The organism is Pseudomonas sp. 05N433 (assembly GCF_056396925.1).
This window is the reverse complement of the sequence record NZ_JBFTML010000051.1, coordinates 61,998-80,017: the sequence shown is the minus strand read 5'-3', so window position 1 is coordinate 80,017 and position 18,020 is coordinate 61,998. Positions and strand designations below refer to the sequence as shown.

Annotated in this window: 14 protein-coding genes, 1 tRNA gene and 1 pseudogene; 6 read left to right on the top strand and 10 right to left on the bottom strand. The window is 60.2% G+C overall.

Annotated elements, in window-relative coordinates:
* Together AC1DIS_RS23605 and AC1DIS_RS23600 are read left to right on the top strand one after the other, a co-directional pair.
* A pseudogene (locus tag AC1DIS_RS23605) lies at window positions 1-310 on the top strand (amino acid transporter); the annotation flags it as partial.
* Window positions 311-573: 263 nt separating this feature from the next.
* Entirely contained in the window at window positions 574-1,224 is a 651-nt protein-coding gene (locus AC1DIS_RS23600) for an MliC family protein (RefSeq protein WP_192350520.1), read from the top strand.
* Between the two features lie 142 nt (window positions 1,225-1,366).
* Here the strand turns inward: AC1DIS_RS23600 and AC1DIS_RS23595 are convergent, their stop codons facing one another.
* From AC1DIS_RS23595 to AC1DIS_RS23585, 3 genes are all read right to left on the bottom strand, one after another.
* The gene (locus AC1DIS_RS23595; protein ID WP_026286402.1) at window positions 1,367-1,708 is read right to left on the bottom strand and encodes a hypothetical protein; all 342 of its coding nucleotides are present in this window, start codon (window positions 1,706-1,708) and stop codon (window positions 1,367-1,369) included.
* A 74-nt stretch (window positions 1,709-1,782) separates the two neighbouring features.
* Entirely contained in the window at window positions 1,783-2,427 is a 645-nt protein-coding gene (locus AC1DIS_RS23590; RefSeq protein WP_064617943.1) for a hypothetical protein, read from the bottom strand.
* 153 nt (window positions 2,428-2,580) lie between these two features.
* The gene (locus AC1DIS_RS23585; RefSeq protein ID WP_477781113.1) at window positions 2,581-4,083 is read right to left on the bottom strand and encodes a sensor domain-containing diguanylate cyclase; all 1,503 of its coding nucleotides are present in this window, start codon (window positions 4,081-4,083) and stop codon (window positions 2,581-2,583) included.
* 228 nt (window positions 4,084-4,311) lie between these two features.
* Here AC1DIS_RS23585 and AC1DIS_RS23580 point away from each other — a divergent pair, with 228 nt between their 5' ends.
* The 3 genes from AC1DIS_RS23580 to AC1DIS_RS23570 all read left to right on the top strand — a co-directional run bounded on the left by AC1DIS_RS23580 (window position 4,312) and on the right by AC1DIS_RS23570 (window position 7,276).
* The gene (locus AC1DIS_RS23580) at window positions 4,312-4,743 is read left to right on the top strand and encodes a nuclear transport factor 2 family protein (protein WP_086944282.1); all 432 of its coding nucleotides are present in this window, start codon (window positions 4,312-4,314) and stop codon (window positions 4,741-4,743) included.
* Between the two features lie 477 nt (window positions 4,744-5,220).
* Window positions 5,221-5,874, top strand: coding sequence for a hydrolase (locus tag AC1DIS_RS23575; protein WP_253423344.1), 654 nt, complete (start codon window positions 5,221-5,223; stop codon window positions 5,872-5,874).
* Between the two features lie 49 nt (window positions 5,875-5,923).
* Window positions 5,924-7,276 carry an OprD family porin gene (locus tag AC1DIS_RS23570; protein WP_086944280.1) on the top strand — a complete coding sequence of 451 codons (1,353 nt, stop codon included), beginning with the start codon at window positions 5,924-5,926 and terminating at the stop codon, window positions 7,274-7,276.
* 18 nt (window positions 7,277-7,294) lie between these two features.
* On the opposite strand, the gene AC1DIS_RS23565 is transcribed toward AC1DIS_RS23570, so the two are convergent.
* From AC1DIS_RS23565 to fdnG, 7 genes are all read right to left on the bottom strand, one after another.
* Window positions 7,295-7,390, bottom strand: a tRNA-Sec gene (locus AC1DIS_RS23565).
* Between the two features lie 6 nt (window positions 7,391-7,396).
* Window positions 7,397-9,316 (bottom strand): selenocysteine-specific translation elongation factor, encoded by a 1,920-nt coding sequence (selB, locus tag AC1DIS_RS23560; protein WP_477781112.1) that lies wholly within the window; start codon window positions 9,314-9,316, stop codon window positions 7,397-7,399.
* On the bottom strand, window positions 9,313-10,761 hold the full coding sequence (gene selA / locus AC1DIS_RS23555) for an L-seryl-tRNA(Sec) selenium transferase (RefSeq protein ID WP_477743094.1): 1,449 nt from the start codon (window positions 10,759-10,761) through the stop codon (window positions 9,313-9,315). Before selA ends, selB begins: the two co-directional genes overlap by 4 nt.
* Window positions 10,762-11,010: 249 nt before the next feature.
* Complete coding sequence (gene fdhE, locus AC1DIS_RS23550) at window positions 11,011-11,949, bottom strand: formate dehydrogenase accessory protein FdhE (RefSeq protein ID WP_477743093.1); 939 nt, start codon at window positions 11,947-11,949, stop codon at window positions 11,011-11,013.
* A gap of 4 nt (window positions 11,950-11,953) precedes the next feature.
* A complete protein-coding gene (locus AC1DIS_RS23545; protein ID WP_477743092.1) occupies window positions 11,954-12,607 on the bottom strand; it encodes a formate dehydrogenase subunit gamma in 654 nt (217 codons plus the stop codon).
* Window positions 12,604-13,548 carry a formate dehydrogenase subunit beta gene (gene fdxH, locus AC1DIS_RS23540; RefSeq protein WP_477743091.1) on the bottom strand — a complete coding sequence of 315 codons (945 nt, stop codon included), beginning with the start codon at window positions 13,546-13,548 and terminating at the stop codon, window positions 12,604-12,606. The genes AC1DIS_RS23545 and fdxH overlap by 4 nt, the downstream gene beginning before the upstream one ends.
* Window positions 13,549-16,614 carry a formate dehydrogenase-N subunit alpha gene (gene fdnG / locus AC1DIS_RS23535; protein ID WP_477743090.1) on the bottom strand — a complete coding sequence of 1,022 codons (3,066 nt, stop codon included), beginning with the start codon at window positions 16,612-16,614 and terminating at the stop codon, window positions 13,549-13,551.
* Window positions 16,615-16,849: 235 nt separating this feature from the next.
* On the opposite strand from fdnG, the gene AC1DIS_RS23530 reads away from it, so the two are divergent.
* Window positions 16,850-17,998, top strand: coding sequence for a MalY/PatB family protein (locus AC1DIS_RS23530; RefSeq protein ID WP_477781111.1), 1,149 nt, complete (start codon window positions 16,850-16,852; stop codon window positions 17,996-17,998).
* Window positions 17,999-18,020 lie beyond the last annotated feature (22 nt).

The window sequence follows — 18,020 nt, the reverse complement described above, 5'->3', positions numbered from 1 at the left end:
CGTCTCGACCGTGTCGGCGATCCTGGTGATTTTCACTTGGTCGACCATCCTCGCGTCGTACATTGCCTATCGCAGAAGCCGGCCCGATCTGCATGCGCAATCGGCCTACAAGATGCCTGGCGGCGTGCCGATGGCCTGGTTCTCCTTGGCGTTCCTGGGCTTTGTACTCTGTTTGCTGGCATTAAGACCTGACACCCGGATTGCTTTAATGGTCATGCCGGGGTGGTTTATATGGTTGGCAATTGCCTATCAGCTGACCCACACCTGGAGGCCCAAACCCGCAGCTGGATCGATAAGTCAGTACAACTGATTTTACCTGGAGCCTTTGGGGGCGCCCCCCCTAGAGTGACGTGGCATTTGTGGGGCACCCGCGGGTCGAATAGCTGCAGGCGAAGGCCGTCAAATTTCAGTGGCGGCTAACTCGCTCCTGCAACCCCACCGCCGCCGAGCGGTATGGCAAGTTCTGAGCACTGACTTACACTGCGATACACCAATGCGAACGAATAACTATTCAACGCATTGATCAATCCCACGGCAATCCGGGCATCACGTAATGATCTGGGTGAAGCCAACATGAAAACGGTCACGGCCCTTTTCACCTGTCTACTCGCTGCCAGCGTATGCGCGGCGGCGAGCACTTGTGTTAATGCAGCACCAACCTTCAAGACCAGCTTCGACTGTGCCGAGGCAAAGGCGTCCGTCGAAAAGCTGATTTGTCGCGATCCGCAGCTGGCGCAGATGGATATCGAACTGACGCGTCTTTATCGCCTGGCGCTCACGGATGAACATTCAGTGCCGCGTCCGGACAAAATCATGATCGACCAGCAGTTCTGGATCGATGCCCGCAATCAGTGCGCCTCCACACCTGTCCCCAAGACGTGCACAGTCCGCAGTTATGCCGAGCGCGCGTACCAGCTGCGCCAAGGCTCGGCCATCGTGAGAACCAAGGACCCATACAGACTCACCGAGGGCCCCCTGGCTTTTCGTTGTACAGGGCTTGACCCGCTGGTTGCCGCCACCTTCTTCACCACGCAGCCTGGTGTCGTGTACCTGAAATGGGCGAACACCTCGATCGTCCTGAACCAGGAGCCGAGTGATTCGGGAACCCGATACACAGGCAAGGACTCCCAAGGGAATTACAGTTTCTGGCAAGACGGCGACGTGGTGCTATTCCAGAAGCCTGGCTCAGGGCCAATGAGTTGCAAGGCCGAGCCGGTCGGTTGATGTCTCTGGCGCAAGTACCGGCGCCCTGCTCCCAGCCCCAAAACCTGCAGGCAAAAAAAAGCCCCGAAACCACATAAGGTACGGGGCAAAAAATTGGTTGGTTGCGGCCAACCAAAGGAGCATTTTTCAAAGCGGTTACGGGTTACAGGCAATCCTGCGCGGCACGTTCGAAACTCGAAGGCATGAAGTTCGACGCCAGCAAGTGGCGCTCATACAAAAACACCTTGCCGCCGTTCGGCGCTTTGTAGGCTTCCAGGACGTTGTCCGCGGCGACTTTGCTCGGCACCACGATCCGGTAGCTGCGCTGGGTTTGCGAGACCGTCGGGTTCAGTGCGCTGCCCTGCAACTTCGGTACCACGCAATCGGCGTATTCGGCAGGCGTTTTTTTCGTCTGCAGGATCTGCGTCGGGTCGTTCGGCGCAGTGGCACAACCGGCCAGCAGCAAGGTGGCGAAAGCCATGGCAGGAACAAATAAAGGGCGCATCGGTGCAGTCCTGAAGTAAAAAATCTGTTTCGTTGCGCAACGGGTCACTGTCGTTGCGGTTATGGTCCGGGTGTTCAGCCAGCAGTCACCAGGGTTTTGAGCGAGTCATCGAACTGCTTCAAGGCGCTGAGTTGCAGGTCGCGTTGTTGATCGATCTGGGCGGCAATCTCGGCTGCAGCTTTACGGTGTACCCAGACCGAAGGCATTTGTTTCTCGACGGCGCCTTCGGCCTTGCCGATGTATTGCAGGTTGGCATCGTAGAACCGTGCGGCGAAACGCGCTTCGACCTGACTGTTGCGTTGGGTCAGCAGACGGTTATGCGTATCGAGCATCACCACCACATCCGGATGGGCCTGCAACAACGCATCGAGGTTGTTGTAGACGGTCACCGACAGGAACTGCTGCTGTAACGAACTCATCAGCCAGTCGATTGCCAACTCTGGGTCGGAGCTGTTGATGAACGCGTCGCGAATCCGCGCATCCAGCGCATCGCGCGCGCCGTTCACCGCCACATCGTGGTAACGCTCGAGGTATTGCAGGTTGTCCAGGGTGTTTTCGCTGTACAGCACACCGACGGTTTGCGAATGCTGCAACCCGGTACTGGCGCCGGCGATGGGCAGAAAATGGCACGACTGGGCGTCGTCTGCGTAGGCGGTTGCAGCAGTAACAACCCCGCCCATCAACAGGGCGACAATTGCCAGTCGGGTCAATGTCTTCATCGCGTAAATTCCTTGAGCTGCGTCTTCGATGGAGGCGATTTTCCGCCTTTACCCGATCCAGCAGAACTTGCGTTTCTTGATTGTCACTATCACTTGAACCGATAGTTGCGCCGCGTGCCGATAGTTCGCTCTTTCCTCCAAGTGCCTGCTCGATCACGCGACGCTCAGCTGATTTCTCCCCTGCGACTTTGCCGTATAAAGTGCGCGGTCTGCACGACCGATCAGTGCCTTTTCATCAGGGTCGCTGCCGTCGGCGACATATGTCGCCAACCCCAGGCTGACGGTCACGATACCTAACGGGCTCGACAAATGCGCAAGCTGCTCGGCCGCAATCCCCGACAGGATCGCCTCGGCAACCTTGCGCGCTCCTGATTCGTCCGTATTGGGCATCACCACGGCGATTTCTTCCCCGCCATAACGAGCCGCCATGTCTCCCGGGCGACGTACACAGTGCTTGATCGCCTGACCAATGATCCGTAGACATTCGTCTCCAGCGAGATGGCCGTAGTGATCGTTGTAGCGTTTGAAAAAGTCCACATCGATCAGGATCAGTGACAACGGGCTTGCGAGTCGCTTGGCGCGTTTGAGTTCGACATCCAGGAACTGATCGAGATGCCGGCGGTTGGCGAGGCCGGTGAGTTTGTCCTCGCTGGCGAGAACTTCCAGCGTCTGGTTAAGCTCGATCAGTGCGGTTTGGGTGGCGAGCAATTTTTCCTCCGCCCGAATACGCCGGCTGATGTGGGAAATCAGCCGGCGTCCCAGTGCGACCAGGAGCCCCAACAACAGCAGCACCACAGCGACAGATTGCTTTGTCTGACTGAGCCACGCTTGCATTGCCTCGGCCTGCCCCACCGCAACCGTCGTGACGACAGGATATTGATCGTTTCTCTTGAATGCGTAGAGGCGATGGATGCCATCTACTTTCGACGCAAAATCCACGGTGCCCGATGAGGTGTTGCGCAAGTATTCGGAGAATATGGGTGCGTGAGACAGGTCACGGCCGATGTCTTCCACTTGAAAGGGATACCGCACCAGCAGGCGCCCTTCGGATGAGGTCAGGCTGATCGCGCCGAATTGCCCCACGTGGATGCTTCGATAAAGTTTGAGGAAGTGTTCGAGGCTGATAGTCGCGGCGATTACCCCGGCAAAACTTCCATCAGGGTGATCGATGCGTCGGCTGACGGAAATCACCCAGGCGCAAGTGACACGGCTGAGAATCGCCGGGCCGATATAGATACCGCGATCCGCGACGTCTCGGTGATGCTTGAAGAACGCCCGATCTGCGTTGTTGCTATTGGATGAGATCAGCATGTTGGTCGAGAATAGCCAGTCCCCTTGGGCGTCATATAGCACCACATTATTTAATTGCGGGAGCGCATCCATCTGCTGGGCAACCAACTTGCTCAGCCGTTTGAGTTGCTCCGGGCCGGTGCCGTCTTTCTCGATCCTTTCTGTCAGGCCCAGCAACAGCACTTCACTTTGCTTGAAGGTGCCCTCGGTGTAAGTGTTGAGCGYGTGAGTCAGGTTCAATGTATCGGTATTGATGTCGCTCAAGGTGTTCTGTCGGGCTGTCCATGTCTGCCAGGCCGTCAGCAGCACCACGGAGACACACACCAGAAAGATCAGAAAAGTGGCAAGTCGAAGATCGCGTTTCAAGGAAATACCGGGCTGTTGAGTACACTGGCGTCAAAGGCTGCGCATTATAGAAGGCTTTTGGCCAGCATTGCTGATGCATATGGATAGGTCAGCCCTGCGCCGGGAATGTTTCCAGGTCGGCAAGCCATATCTGCGTCAATTGGTAAAAACCTGATATGTTGTACGATGACAGATGAGTTGACGTAATCCATCTGTCGTCCTCGCACCTATAACAACAAGGAATTACCCATGAAAAAAGTGAAACTGATTATCGGTTTTCTATGCCTGTTCAGTGGCTACGTGGCGGCCTCCCCCGCATCGAGCGAGAAGGATGTTGCCACTGCGGTAGACCATCTGACTCAAGCGATGCTGACCAAAAACGTCCCACAACTGAATGCGCTCACCGCTGAAAACCTGACCTACGGGCATTCCAGCGGGAAAGTCCAGGACAAGAAAGAGTTCATCGCCGACATTGAAAGCGGAAAAAGCGCTTTCAAGACGCTGGAGATGCAGAACCAGAAAATTACCGTATCGGGTGATGTGGCGTTGGTCCGCCATCATTTTTCGGCGCAGGCCATCAAGGGTACCGAGATTGTTCCCACGGAAATCGAGAACTTTCAGATCTGGCAAAAACAGCAAGGCAAATGGTTACTGGTAGGACGACAAGCGTTCCGGCTCTGACCTGGCGAGGGGTGTCAGGCAGTTGCAATGCTGGATGTGCCGGCCTCTTCGCGAGCTAGCCCGCTCCCACACTGGATTTTCTGTGAGCACATTATTTGTGCACGCCAGCGATCACTCGTGGGAGCGAGCCTGCTCGCGATCGCGTCCCTTGCTACACCGCTAAACAGCGGCCTTGAACCCCTCCCTCCTCCCGCTGCAACGCCCGAGCCTGAATCACATCCAGCACGGCACAGCCTTCGCGCGTCAGTAGATGCACCGCCCGGGTGACGCGGGTCAGGTCGCAATCAGAAATGCCTTTGAGGTTTCGGGGCCGAACGCGGAGCGTCCATTGAGGCGTTCCTTTGTATGCTCCGCCGCCCCACCTTTGTGCTGATGCGCCTTGAATCAAAAACAGCACATCGACTCAATATCCGCATCGAAATCTACGCAACCATAGGCCCTGTGAACCACCCACAATCCACTTGCAAGGACATCATCATGGCCATCGCAAAAGCTGTACCGGGCAAAACCCTGCTGACCCCAACCGACCACACCCTGATCATGATCGATCACCAGTCGCAAATGTCCTTTGCGACCAAGTCGATCGATGCCGTCACCCTGCGCAATAACGCCGCACTGGTGGCCAAGGCAGCCCGGGGCTTCAAGGTGTCGACCATCCTCACCACCGTTGCCGAGAAAAGCTTCTCCGGCCCGATCTTCGACGAAATCAAATCGGTGTTCCCGGAACACAAAGTGATCGACCGTACCAGCATGAACACCTGGGAAGACGAGCGCATTGCCGTTGAAGTCAACGCCATCGGCAAACAAAAAATCGTCCTGGCCGGCCTGTGGACCTCCGTGTGCATCGTTGGCCCGGCACTGTCGGCCCTCGACCAAGGCTTCGAGGTGTACTTCATCGCCGATGCCTGTGGCGATGTCTCCATCGAAGCCCATGAAATGGCCGTGCAACGCATGATCCAGCTCGGTGCCCGCCCAATGACTTCGCTGCAATACCTGCTTGAACTGCAGCGCGACTGGGCACGCACCGAGACTTACGACGAGACGGTGAAAACCTCCATCGCCAACGGTGGTGCCTATGGTCTGGGCCTGATCTACGCCAAGACCATGTTCCATGCCTCTGAAGGCCATTGAGAATAAATAGCGACTCTTCGGAGTCGCTGTTTCAAGCGGGAGATCCGTCATGTTTTCTTTACAAACCCTCCCGCGCATTTCCGGCAGGAAGGACGTACCCAGGGCGTCCTTCTGGCTCTGCGTGTTTTTTGCCGGAACAGCCCTGGCGGATGAGGCACCGGATTCCGCGCAAGGATTTCTCGAGGGCGGGAAGCTTGAGGTGCTCAGTCGAAATTTCTTCCTCAACAGCGACTACCGCTCACCCCAGCCTTCGGGCAAGAACTACAAACAAGAGTGGGCTCAAGGCTTTATCGGCTCATTTGAATCTGGATTCACTCCCGGCACGCTAGGTTTCGGCGTCGACAGCCACGCGTTTATGGGGCTGAAGCTCGACGGCGGCAAAGGGCATTCGGGAACCGGGTTACTGCCGCTGGACAGTGACGGTCGCAGCGAAGACAACTATTCCAGTGCCGGTGGCGCGCTGAAAATCAGGGCCTCCCGAACCACCCTGGCCTTCGGTGAAATGACCGTGGAAACCCCGGTGTTCGACACCTCCGACAAACGCCTGCAACCGGAATACGCCACGGGCTTTCTGTTGAACAGCAACGAAATCGACAACATGAAACTGGTGGCTGGTCATTTCACGGCGTTCAAGAATCAGGACAACACAACAAGCAAGGGCAACTTTTACGGCTACGGCGCCAACACCGAAGCTGGTGGCATCACGTTTCTGGGCACCGACCTGTTCACAAACAGTCCTGTCGGCGGCGCGTTGTACGCCTCCGAGCTGAGCGACACCTGGCGCCAGTATTACGCCAACCTGCACCTGAAACAGTCCGCCGTGTTCCTCGACGCCAACCTGTACCGCACGCAGGACACCGGCAAGGCACTGGCCGGTGCCATCGACAACACCGCCTACAGCCTCTCGGGCAAATACACCCTGGATGCCCATGCCTTCACCCTGGCCTGGCAACGCATCAATGGCGACACACCGTTCGACTTCGTCGGTGGCGACTCGATTTACCTGGCCAACTCGATCAAGTACGCCGACTTCAACGGCGCCCACGAACGCTCCTGGCAGGCACGCTACGACCTCGACCTCGGTGCTTATGGCATCCCCGGCCTGAGTTTCATGACGCGTTATGTCCGGGGCAGCGACATCGACGGCACCCGTGCGCCCAAGGGTGGGGCCTACAACCCGTTCGACCCGACCATTGGCGAGTACGTACCTCAACAGGGCGATGGCGGGCGGCATTGGGAGCGCGACATCGACCTGCGCTACGTCGTGCAGTCAGGCTCCGCCAAGGGGTTGTCACTGCAACTGTCCCATGTGTCTCATCGGGCCAACACCGCTCAGGCGGGCGATGACATCGACAGGGTTTACGTCGTCATCCAGTACCCGCTGACCTTCGGGCACCTGTGATCGACGTCACCGTGGAAATGGCGGAAGGCAGCCGGAGTCGAACCTGCCCGGGAACGGATGCCGTCCCCAACCGGGTTTGAAGCCCGGCCGCGCCACCGGGCGCGATTGCCTTCCTTGAAGTCAGACTGCGGTTTGTTGGGCCAATGCATTGTCGAGCCGGATATGGCGTCGATCGCCAAAGCGGCGGGTCAGGCCGAGCCGGTCGAAGTATTCAAGAATCTGAATACTGCGCTTGCGCCCCAGGCCCACGGCATCGCGAAACCCGGCGACCTGGATCACCGGGTTATCGCTGGCCAGTTGCACCAGCATAGCCGCCAATCGGCGCAGCAGCGTGTCGGTGTAAAACAGGTCACGAACGATTTGATGCAGCAGTCCCAACCGGGCCATCTTGCGCAGCAGCAGGCGCACGGCAGCCTCGTCATGGCCAGTGGCTTTGGCCAGATCACGCACCCACGGCGGATCGAAACCCGCCTGTTCGAACAACGGCTGCAATTGGTGCCAGAGGGCTTCGTCGTCCTCGCTCAAGCGCACTTGGTGATCGGGTAAATGCAGCCACGGGCCGCTGGCCGCCATTGCACCACTGGCCAGTAATTCGTCGATCAGGCTGATAAAGGTCGACCGTTCCAGCACGCTGCCGGCGAAGCGACGCAGGCGATCCCGGTCTGGTCCCATCTGGTCCGGTTCGAGTTGATGAAAGCGTGCGAGGTGTTCCAGCAGCGGTGCTTYCAGCGCTTCCCAACGCACCGCGCTGAACAACAACGGCCCCTGTCGAGTATCGATCAAGCGCACGTCATCGGGTAATTGCCAAGTCTGGCGCGGACGGTTGAACTGGCGCTCCAGGCGCTGCGGATCGAGCCCGGTGTCGCTGTTGGCCAGCAACGCCGGCAGTGCCGCTTCCAGGCTATTGGTGGCGGACAGCGCTTGTAGCTGCGCCAATCGCTCAGGGCTGCGACGATGTCGGGCCGGGGCGAACGGGTCCAGCACTTGGCCACCGCCAAGGGTGCGTTGGGCGCTTTGGTCGCGCAGGATCAAGCGGTCGCCCTTCACTGCCAACACCGGCGCATTGACCAGCAGTTGCGCGAACATCTGCCCGCCCGGTGCCAGGCTTGCGCCTTCCAGCAAGGCCACCCGCCCCGTCACGTCCTGAGTTCCAAGATGCACATGCACCGGTTGAAAGTGTTCGAAGCTTCGCGCTTCGCTGGTCAACACCCTCAACTGGATATCCAGACGCTGGGTCGGCGCATGCAGCCATTCGGCCACCAGCCAGTGGCCACGGTGGATCTGCTCCAGGGCCAAACGCTCGGCACTCAGGTTCAGCGCGACGCGCTGCCCGGCCATTGCGTTGTCAGCGGCCTGGTTTTGCGCATGCAGACCACGTACTCGCACCGGTTTGCCCTGCGGGCTCAACATCAGCGTATCGCCCACTGTCACCTGGCCGGACAACGCCGTACCGGTCACCACGATGCCGGCGCCGGCTACGCTGAAGGCCCGATCAATCGCCAGACGAAAACCGCCGCCGGTGGTGCGTTGAACAACCTCATGCTGTGCATCCAGCAAGGCTTGGCGCAGTGTCTCGATGCCCTCGCCAGTGACACTCGACAGCGGGATTTGCGGCGCGCCGGCATACGGGCCGGGCGCCAGTAATGCATCGATCTGCTCACGAACAGCCTGCACCCGAGCCGGGTCAACCCGGTCGCACTTGCTGATTGCAATCAGTGCCCGAGGGATGCCCAGCAACTCGACAATCGCCAAGTGTTCACGGGTTTGCGGCATGACGCCGTCATCGGCCGCTACCACCAGCAACACCAGATCAATCCCCTGAGCACCAGCCAGCATGTTGTGGGTGAAGCGCTCATGGCCGGGCACGTCGATAAAACCGGTCAGGGCGGCGCCCGGTTCCAGCGCCGCATAGAGATAGCCCAGGTCGATGGTCATGCCGCGTTCGCGTTCTTCGCGGCGACGATCACCGGCCTGCCCGGTCAGAGCCTGGAGTAAGGAAGTCTTGCCGTGATCGATATGCCCCGCCGTGCCGACAATCACCCGTCCCGGCCCTCCTCCTGCAGTTGATCGAATGGCGCCAGCTGATTGAGCTGCGCCAGCCACGCGGCTTCGTCGTCGAGTTGACGCAGGTCGAGCCACAAGGCGTCATCGTCAATGCGACCGAGCACCGGAATGGGCAGTTGCCGTAATGCTGCCTCCAGCCCTAGCAACCGTCGCCCACGCAGGCGTTTGGAAACGTTGGGCCGCAGGCATAACGCGGCGCTGGGCAATCGAGCCACGGGTTGGCTGCCACTGCCGATCATGCCCAGTGCCAGCACCGCGCTGACGCTCCAGCCATCGCCCAACACCTGCGCCAATGACGGTTGCAAGCGTTCGGCCTGGGCGAGGATGTCGGCTTGGGGCCGGGTCAATAGACGCAGACTTGGCAGTCGTTCGGCCAATCGATCGGGATCGCGGTACAGCGCCAATACGGCTTCTAGGGCGGCCAGGGTCAGTTTGTCGACTCGCAAGGCACGCTTGAGCGGGTTCTTTTTGATCCTGGAGATCAGGTCTTTGCGGCCGACAATCAATCCGGCCTGAGGCCCCCCAAGCAATTTGTCGCCGCTGAAGGTGACGATGTCCGCGCCATCGAGCAGTGCCTGGCGCACCGTCGGTTCGGCGGGCAACCCCCAGCGTGTCAGGTCCAGCAGGCTGCCGCTACCGAGGTCTTCGAGCAAGGGCAGTCCGTGGCGGTGAGCCAGCTGCGCCAATTCCGCCGTTGGCACTCTCGCGGTGAAGCCTTCGATGCTGTAATTGCTCGCGTGTACGCGCATCAGCAGACCACTGCGCGGGCCGATGGCAGCCTCGTAATCGCGCGCATGGGTGCGGTTGGTGGTGCCCACCTCATGCAACCGCACCCCGGCGCGGGCCATGATGTCGGGAATGCGAAACGCGCCGCCGATTTCGATCAGCTCACCTCGGGAGATGATCCCTTCCTTGCGTGCGCCCAAGCTGTTGAGCGTCAGCAACACAGCGGCGGCGTTGTTGTTGACCACGGTGACTGCTTCTGCGCCGGTCAGTTCGCGGATCAAGCCTTCGATCAAATCGTCCCGGTCGCCGCGCTTGCCGCTGTGCAGGTCGAATTCCAGATTGAGCGGATAGCGCGCAGCCCGTTGCACCGCTTCAATGGCTTGTTCCGGCAACAACGCACGACCGAGGTTGGTGTGCAGCACCGTGCCGGTGAGGTTGAACACGCGGCGGATCTGGCTGCGATGCTGAATTGCCAGACGCTCACCTGCCCTCCCCGCTAATACGTCGGGGGCGATTTCAATGGCAGCGAGTTCACCGTTGTGCACCGGCTCGCGCAAGTCATCGAGCAATTGCCGCAGGCCGGCCAGCAGTGCGTCGTGTCCGTAACGCTCGGCCAACGGTTGGCAGGCGGGATGGCGTAGCAGGCTGTCGATGGAAGGCAGCCGCAAGGTTTTGCCGGCGAGTGTTGCGGGCATCAGAGGCTCCCGGAAGCGATTGACCGTCGCGTCTGAGTGTAGCCGCTGGGCTCCCCGCTCGAGTGCTGTTCACTTTCAGCCGCGACGCACTCCTTGTAGCAGCTGTCGAGCTTGCGAGGCTGCGTTCGGCTGCGCAGCAGTCGTAAAATCACCATTGCGGTGTGTCAGGTGCACCATGGTTGCCGGACTCACGACTGCTTCGCAGCCGAACGCAGGCTTCGCCAGCTGCTACACATCGTAGCGTTGGAGCTACTGTTCGCCTGTTACCAGCAGCAGATTGGGCGCTGGTCGCTGGTAACCTTCCTGCTCCAGGCGCATGTCCAGCATCAGGCTGGACAGGTCCGCCGACAGGGCTTCGGCTTCGGCGTCGTTTTCCAGGTAGATCAGTTTCAGGTAGCTGTTGCAGCCGGGACAGACCTCCGCCCGCAACGGCGCCTGATTGGCGGCGTGGCGATCATCCTCGAAGCTGACGTATTCAAGCCCCTTGCTCTGTTCGCAATACACGCATTTGACCCGCACCACATGCCATTCGCAGGCACACAACGAGCAAACTAGATAACGCAAGCCGTTGTATTTGCCGCGATGACGAATCACCCCGGCCATCGCCGGTGAACCGCAGGCCGGGCATTGGCTGAGGCTGTCGCCATGCTGGCGCTGCAGATGGAGTTCAAGGTTAGGCGTGTTCAGCAGCCAATAACTCCAGGCCGCTTGCAGCGCGGCACCGAGAAACGGCACCAGCGCTGCCGGCAGCATCGAGTACTGGCCGCTGACCAGGGCAATCGCCCACGCCTTGAGCAGCCCAGGGTTCGCACTGCGCAACGTCGCCACGGCGTTTTCTACCACCGAGTGTGGCAATGGCTGATAGCGCTGCAACAAGGCCTCGAGGTATGGCAGCCAAACGTTTTCGCGCACCAGACTGTCGGCGGCGAACGGCGGTAAGCCATGTTCTACGCACAACCGCAGGCGTTCGGGGTCGGGCATGGTCGCCACGAGCGGATCATCCATCAGCTGCTGCTGGACATGACACAACCCCGCGATCAAACGCAGATAGTCCGCCATGGGATGGCCGTCAGCCAAACGTTCCAGGCGCAACGCGCGCAGGGTGAACAGGTTGTTCGGCGGCAGGTACAAAAACGGCGGTGAACTCGCCGCCGCTTCTATCTGCCCAGGCTCGAGGATCGTGGCCAAGGGGTCATCCTTTTTTGCTGATCGGTCGCTCAGGGGTTTCGTCACCGGTCACTTCCCGGTACCAGAGCTCATGGTGTTTTCTCGCCCAGGCGCGGCTGACCCGGCCACGCACCATGGCGTGGACCGAACCGCGAATCCAGATACCCGCGTAGACGTGGACGATGATGCTCAGCACCAGGATGAACCCCGCCAACGCATGCAGCAGCATCGCCCAGCGAATGCTGGTAATGCCGAAGTAAGCACTGAACCAGGCGCGCCAGATCACCAGCCCGCTGAACAGCAACACCAGCATGCAGATCAGTAACACCCAAAACAGCAGCTTCTGTCCCGGGTTGTATTTGCCAATCGGCGGCACGCCCTCCTCCTCGTTACGGATCACATGCCCGACACGCCTGAGCCACAGCCGGTCGTTGGTGATGAAGTAGTTCGCCCGCCAGAAACTGCACACCAGGCCGAGGAACAGCACAAACATCGTCACGCCCAGGTACGGATGCAGAATGCGCGTCCACGAACCGCCGCCAAACAGGTTGCTGAGCCAGAACAACCCCGGATGAAACAAGGCCAGCCCCGACAACGCGGCCAAGAGGAACACAATCGCCACCAGCCAGTGGTTGGTGCGCTGGTTGGCGGTGTAGCGCAGGATCGGTTTGTCGTTCATGGCCTGTCCTCCCCGCCCGGTTTGGTCGGATCGAATGTGTGCACCGACGGATCGAACTCATGCACGGCGGGGTCGACGGTGGTTGGATGTTCGTCCTCCTCGACCAGTTGTGGCCCGACGCGCACGTAGTGGAAGAACCCGGCCAGCACCGCCGCGCCCATGGCCAACAGCGCCAGGGGTTTGCTCAGACCTTTCCACAGGTCCACCAGCGGACTGATCGCCGGGTGATCCGGCAAACCGGCATACAACCTGGGCGTGTCGGCATGGTGCAACACATACATGACGTGGGTGCCACCGACGCCCTCGGGGTCATACAAACCGGCGTTGTCGAAGCCGCGGCTCTTGAGGTCGACGATGCGTTCGGCGGCGTGTTCCTTCATGTCTTCCTTGCTGCCGAACACGATGGCGCCGGTCGGGCAGGTTTTCACGCAGGCCGGCTCCAGCCCCACCGCCACCCGGTCCGAACACAGCGTGCATTTGTAGGCCTTGTGGTCCTTTTGTGAGATGCGCGGAATGTTGAACGGGCAACCGGTGATGCAATAGCCGCAGCCGATGCAGTGGTCCTGATCGAAGTCGACGATACCGTTGGCGTGTTTGATGATCGCGCCGGGGCTCGGGCATGCCGCCAGGCAGCCGGGCTCGGCGCAGTGCATGCAGCCGTCCTTGCGGATCAACCATTCGAGGTTGCCGGCGTCGGTTTCATGCTCGGTGAAACGCATCAGGGTCCACGTGTCTGCGCTGAGGTCGTGAGGGTTGTCGTAGGTGCCGAGGTTGTGACCGACGTCGTCGCGTAGCTCGTTCCATTCCGAGCAGGCGACCTGGCAAGCCTTGCAGCCGATGCACTTGGTGGTGTCGATCAGCTTGGCCACTTCCCCTTGGGTACGCACCGAGGGCGGCACGGTGGTGGTGGCCGAACGGGCGATGATGTCTTGGCTGGCCATTTAGATTTTCTCCACGTTGACCAGGAATGACTTGGATTCCGGGGTCTGTGTGTTGCCATCGCCGAGGAACGGCACCAGGGTGTTGGTCAGGTAACCGTGGCGGGTGGCGCCGGTGAAACCCCAGTGCAACGGGATACCGATCTGGTGCACCACCTGATTGTTGACCTGCAGCGGACGAATCCGCTTGGTCACCACCGCCACTGCTTCGATATGTCCGCGCTTGGAACTGACCCTAACCCGGTCGCCAGCGGCAATCCCCTTCTCCTTGGCCAGCGCCTCGCCGATTTCGACGAACTGCTCGGGCTGGGTCACGGCGTTGATCGGGCAATGCTTGGTCCAAAAGTGGAAGTGTTCGGTCAGCCGGTAGCTGGTCGCCGCATAAGGGAAGTCCTTGGCCTGGCCCAGGGTGTCCCAGACCGAATCGAAGATCCGCCCGGCCGGGTTGCTGGTCGCCTGTTTGTTATTGGGGTGCATCGGGTTGATGCCGATGGGCGTCTCGAACGGTTCATAGTGTTCGGGGAATGGCCCTTCGTTCATCTTGTCGAGGGCGAAGAACCGCGCCACGCCTTCGGGGTTCATGATGAACGGGTTCATCCCGGCTTCCGGCGGCACATCGACCTTGTAGTCGGGCACGTCGGTGCCGGTCCAGACCTTGCCGTTCCACCACACCAGGCGCTTTTTCGCATCCCACGGTTTGCCTTGAGGGTCGCAAGAGGCACGGTTATAGAGAATCCGTCGGTTCGCCGGCCAGGCCCAGGCCCACCCGAGGTTCTGCTTCATGCCGTAAGGATCACTGTTGTCACGACGGGCCATGTTGTTGCCCTGCTCGGTCCAACTGCCGCAGAAGATCCAGCAACCGGAGGCCGTGCTGCCATCGTCCTTGAGTTGGGCGAAACCGGACAGCTGCTGACCGGCCTTGACCACCGCGCCCGAAGCGTCGGTGACATCGGCGATGGCGTAGCCGTTGAATTCCCGGGCCAGTTCTTCCGGTGTCGGGTCATCCGGTACTTTGTAGGGCCAGTCGAGCTTGAGGATCGGCTCGGCCCAGGCGCCACCATTGGCCTGATAGCGCTGACGCAGGCGCATGAACAGCTCGGCCATGATCTTCACGTCGGTGCGCGCCTGTCCCGGGCCGTCGGCACCTTTCCAATGCCATTGCAGCCAGCGGCCGCTGTTGACCAGCGAGCCGTTTTCTTCGGCGAAACAGGTGGTGGGCAGGCGGATGACTTCGGTCTGGATGTCGGCCGTCTGCACATCGTTGTAAGGCCCGACGTTGCGCCAGAACTCCGAGGTCTCGGTGGCCAGCGGGTCCATCACCACCAGCCACTTGAGTTTGGCGAGCGCCTTCATCACCCGGTTCTTGTCCGGCAAGGCGGCGATCGGGTTGAAGCCCTGACACATGTAGCCGTTGACCTGGCCCTTGCCCATCATGTCGAACATTTTCAGGATGTCGTAGCCGGGAATGTCCAGTTTCGGCAGCCAGTCGTAGCCCCAGTGATTCTCGGCGGTGGCATTGGCGCCGTACCAGGCCTTCATCAGGCTGACGTGGAACTTGCCGTAATTCTGCCAGTAGGACATCTGCCCGGGACGCAGCGGTTTGAGGGCGCGTTTGGCGATGTAGGCGTTGTAGTCCTGTTCGGCTTCGGACGGCAGGGTCAGGTAACCGGGCAACAGGTTAGACAGCAAGCCGAGGTCGGTCAGGCCCTGGATGTTGGAGTGCCCACGCAAAGCGTTGACGCCCCCGCCCGGCATGCCGATGTTGCCCAGCAGCAGTTGCACCATGGCCGCGCTGCGGATCATCTGCGAGCCGATCGAGTGCTGGGTCCAGCCCAGGGCATAGAGAATCGTCATGGTCTTGCCCGGTTGCGCACACGTGGCAATCTCTTCCCAGATTTTCTTCATCGCGTCGGTGGGCATGCCACAGACCTGACTGGCCAGCTCCAGGGTGTAGCGGCTGTAATGCTGCTTCATCAATTGATAGACGCAGTGTGGGTCCTGCAAGGTCGGGTCGACTTTGGCAAAGCCGTCCTCGCCGATCTCATACCCCCAGCCGGACTTGTCGGTGTAGCTGCGCTTGCTCGCGTCGTAACCGCTGAACAAGCCGTCCTCGAAACCGTAGCCGGCCTTGACGATGAACGACACGTCCGTATAGGCCCGCACGTATTCGTGCTGGATCTTGTCTTCGGTCAACAGGTAATTGATCAGCCCGCCCATGAAGGCGATGTCGGTGCCGGTGCGGATCGGTGCGTAATAGTCCGCTACCGAGGCCGTACGGGTGAAACGCGGGTCGACCACAATCAGCCGCGCCTTGTTGTGGGCTTTGGCTTCGGTCACCCATTTGAAACCGCAAGGGTGTGCTTCTGCTGCGTTGCCGCCCATCACCAGAACCAGATTCGCGTTGGCGATATCGGTCCAGTGGTTGGTCATGGCACCACGGCCATACGTCGGGGCAAGACTTGCCACCGTCGGGCCATGTCAGACACGTGCCTGGTTATCGAACCCCAGCATGCCCAGACTGCGAATGACCTTGTGGGTGATGTAACCCGCTTCGTTGGACGAGGCCGAGGCCGCGAGGAAACCGGTGGTCAGCCAGCGGTTCACCGTTTGCCCCTGGGCGTTCTTCTCGATGAAGTTGGCGTCACGGTCGGCCTTCATCAGGTCGGCGATACGGTCCAGCGCTTCATCCCAGGAGATCCGCGTCCACTCCTTGGTGCCGGGCTTGCGCACTTGCGGGTATTGCAGACGGCTGGGGCTGTGAATGAAGTCGAGCAGGCCTGCGCCTTTTGGGCAGAGGGTGCCGCGATTGACCGGGTGGTCGGCATCGCCTTCGATGTGAATGATGCTCTGGGCGACATTCTTCGCATTGTCGCCCTGGCTGTACATGATCAAGCCGCAGCCGACCGAGCAGTACGGGCAGGTGTTGCGGGTTTCATGGGTATGGGCGAGCTTGAAATGACGCACTTGTTCGGCGAAGGCTGGCGTCGGGGCCATGCCCAGCGCGCCAAGGGTGGATCCTGCAAGGCCGAGACCAGCGACCTTGAAGAACTGACGACGGTTGAGGTCCATCGTGCACTCCTGATCAGGTGGAAGCCCGGTGCGTTGGCCGGGTTTTTCTGGACGATCACGGTGACGGCAACGGAACTACCGCCAATTAGAACTTTAGACAATGTTGTGGTGCACGGTCTGAAAACCGACCGTCGGCGGCTTGCCGGTCATGCCCTGTTGCACAACTCGCCAGCAGTGAAGGTTGGCGCTTATCATGGCCGCCGGATTACCCCCTCTGCCTTTTATGAGACTGAGCATGACTTTCGATTTTGATCAGGTGTTCGACCGCCATGGCACCGGCAGTACCAAGTGGAGCCGCTACCCGGCCGACGTGTTGCCGATGTGGGTCGCCGACATGGACTTCGCCGCACCGCCGGCGATCATTCAGGCCCTGCAAAAACGCCTGGAACACCCGATGCTCGGTTACAGCGTGGCCCAGAATGACTTGCGTGACGCCATCGTCGCCGACCTGTGGGACAAGTACGCCTGGCGTGTGCAGCCCCAGGAACTGGTGTTCCTGCCGGGTATCGAATCAGGCTTCAACATGGCCCTGCATGCACTGGTTCAGCCGCAACAGAACGTGGTCGTGCAGACACCCAACTACCCACCACTGCGTCATGCGCCGGGCCACTGGCAGCTGAACAAGGTCGAACTGGACTTCAACGTGCTGGCCGATGGCACGTACGCCACGCCACTCGATGCCTTGCGCCAGGCTCTGCAAGGCGGTGGCGCGTTGCTGCTGAGCAACCCGCATAACCCGCTGGGCAAGGTCTTCCCTCGGGAAGAACTGCAAGCGGTTGCCAACATCTGCCTGGAACAGGATGCGTGGATCATCTCCGACGAGATCCATTCCGAGCTGTGCTTCGATGGGCGCGTGCATATTCCGACCGCCTCGCTCAGCCCGCAGATCGCCAAGCGCACCATCACCTTGATGTCGGCCAGCAAGGCCTACAACATCGCTGGCCTGAAGACTGCGTTCATGATCATTCAAGACGCAGCGCTGCTCCATCGCGTCAACCATGCCCGCTGCGGCATGGTCGACAGCGTCAACCCGCTGGGCCTGGAAGCCACCCGCGTCGCCTACAGCGAAGRCCGCCCATGGCTGACCGAACTCATGGCCTACCTGCAAAGCAATCGGGACTATCTGGTGGAGGCCGTTCGCACGCGGTTGCCGGGCGTGACCATGAACGTTCCCCAGGGCACTTATCTGGCGTGGCTCGATTGCACGGCACTGGGGCTGGACAACCCGCAGCAATTCTTCCTCGAACAGGCCAGAGTCGGGCTGAGCGCCGGGCTGGATTTCGGCGATCACGCCCGGCAATTCGTGCGCTTGAACTTCGGCTGCCCACGGGCGTTGCTGGAAGAAGGGATTGCGCGGATGGAGCGTAGTTTGCGCAACCGCTGACTCGTGCGGCAACCACGGATCA

Bases quoted from the DNA above. Each gene is read 5' to 3' on its own strand.
- AC1DIS_RS23575 (WP_253423344.1), top strand. From the start codon at position 5,221: ATGGCCATCGCAAAAGCTGTACCGGGCAAAACCCTGCTGACCCCAACC.
- AC1DIS_RS23545 (WP_477743092.1), bottom strand. From the start codon at position 12,607: ATGAACGACAAACCGATCCTGCGCTACACCGCCAACCAGCGCACCAAC.
- selA (WP_477743094.1), bottom strand. From the start codon at position 10,761: ATGCCCGCAACACTCGCCGGCAAAACCTTGCGGCTGCCTTCCATCGAC.
- fdxH (WP_477743091.1), bottom strand. From the start codon at position 13,548: ATGGCCAGCCAAGACATCATCGCCCGTTCGGCCACCACCACCGTGCCG.
- AC1DIS_RS23595 (WP_026286402.1), bottom strand. From the start codon at position 1,708: ATGCGCCCTTTATTTGTTCCTGCCATGGCTTTCGCCACCTTGCTGCTG.
- AC1DIS_RS23580 (WP_086944282.1), top strand. From the start codon at position 4,312: ATGAAAAAAGTGAAACTGATTATCGGTTTTCTATGCCTGTTCAGTGGC.
- AC1DIS_RS23590 (WP_064617943.1), bottom strand. From the start codon at position 2,427: ATGAAGACATTGACCCGACTGGCAATTGTCGCCCTGTTGATGGGCGGG.
- AC1DIS_RS23600 (WP_192350520.1), top strand. From the start codon at position 574: ATGAAAACGGTCACGGCCCTTTTCACCTGTCTACTCGCTGCCAGCGTA.
- AC1DIS_RS23570 (WP_086944280.1), top strand. From the start codon at position 5,924: ATGTTTTCTTTACAAACCCTCCCGCGCATTTCCGGCAGGAAGGACGTA.